Genomic DNA, 1580 nt, shown 5'->3' on the forward strand with positions numbered 1-1580 from the left:
GGGTATATGTTCACGTTATTATTGCTAATAAGAAGGATAAAGATAAAAATGTACAAAGTGGTACATATAAAACAGTATCCATTCTAGCAAACTGCGTATCTTTTTTTCGTTTAAAGATACCAAAATAATGAAACTCACCAATTACTCTTATGAAAAAAACAACAATACAAACCCAGGATCCCATTTGAACAAAAATATTGGGAGCTGCGAAATGAACGATATTTGCATGTTGTAATAAAATCATTGCTGCCATACTTAATAATAACGCAATAAACAATGTCATTCCTGCACCTGGTGTAAACACCTTTTCTCCAGCTTGAGTTGGAATGACACTATTTGTCGCCCACTTAACTCCGATAGCCCAATAAACATGTAAAAAACTCACTAAAAATAATATACAGACAGAAATATATGTAATAATAAGCATTTTGTCCTCCCATTATTTTATCTAAGTCCTCAACTTTAGATATGCTATGAGTTCCTCATTAGCAATCTATATTTAATTACATAAAAAACCTTTAATAATTTATCAATTTAACGATAAATCATTAAAGGTTTACTGAAATTTATTATGCATTATACCTATTTCTACGACGTTCCATCCTCGTTTGTCCTTGAACAGTATCTTCTTTATATTGATCTATTTGCTCCGACAATTCATATGTTGCAGCTGTAGCTGATTCTTCGTAATTATGCTCACGTATTTTTTCTGGCGTTTTACGTTTAGAACCTTTTCCACCAAACTTAAATAATTTCATCTTAAATTTCGGTAATCTTGGAAGTGGAATCTTAAATGATAGTTTTTTGCGTTTCTTTTTTTGTTGAAATAGATTTATATTTTCTTTATTATCATCCTTCTCTTTACGGTGTAATAACATCGCAAGTAATCCACCTAATATAAGTCCTCCAACTAAAAGGAGAATATATAAGTAATGGCTTGTCATTAAATTCATCATACGCTCAAGTATGACTAACGACTGCACTTCTTTTATATCCCATAGTAACGCGACCCACAATGAGAATAAGCCAAAAGTAAGCCCGTATGTACGAAACCGGAATAAACACGGAATTAACGCAATGCAAGCGGCGATTTTCGCGTTCGCTATTATTGAACTTATTGAAATATCCTGATTCCAAATAACTAACAGTAATGTTATAAATGGTGCATACGCTATCCAGCTACATATACGTGAATATATCTTTTTCGCAAAGTAACTACCGAAACTAGTAAAAAATAAAAGTCCTCCAATATATAAAGATTGTTCAAGAGGGATTTGCTTTAACATTCCTGCAATTGGAAAGAGGCCGCTCAGTAGCATTAATAATACATCTAATTTCTTCACAATTCCCCATTCCTTTCAAATTTTCTTTTTAATTAATAAAAATCGCTTTTCCATATGATGTAGTTTTTGTATTTCTAAAAAACATCTTAATCCTGTATGTAAATAAAGTAAATACGTAAAAGAAAAGATACATGACAAAGGATAGCCTTATTTACATGAAAAAATGACAAATCCTGCTCATTATTACTAGCAGGATTTGTACACTATTATTTATATTAATATCAATGTATCTTCTTT

2 protein-coding genes are annotated in these 1580 nt (G+C 31.0%); both read right to left on the reverse strand.

Going from position 1 to position 1580, the window contains the following annotated elements:
- Window positions 1–10: 10 nt before the first annotated feature.
- A complete protein-coding gene (locus tag AC1DJR_RS29270) occupies window positions 11–427 on the reverse strand; it encodes a DUF3995 domain-containing protein (protein ID WP_429687196.1) in 417 nt (138 codons plus the stop codon).
- A gap of 142 nt (window positions 428–569) precedes the next feature.
- Window positions 570–1343, reverse strand: coding sequence for a DUF3959 family protein (locus AC1DJR_RS29275; protein WP_429687197.1), 774 nt, complete (start codon window positions 1341–1343; stop codon window positions 570–572).
- Window positions 1344–1580: the final 237 nt, after the last annotated feature.

It is taken from the genome of Bacillus sp. 05T31, from assembly GCF_056396725.1.

What these genes read in the sequence shown, in the direction of transcription:
- AC1DJR_RS29270 (WP_429687196.1), bottom strand. Translation starts at nt 427, where the DNA reads ATGCTTATTATTACATATATTTCTGTCTGTATATTATTTTTAGTGAGT.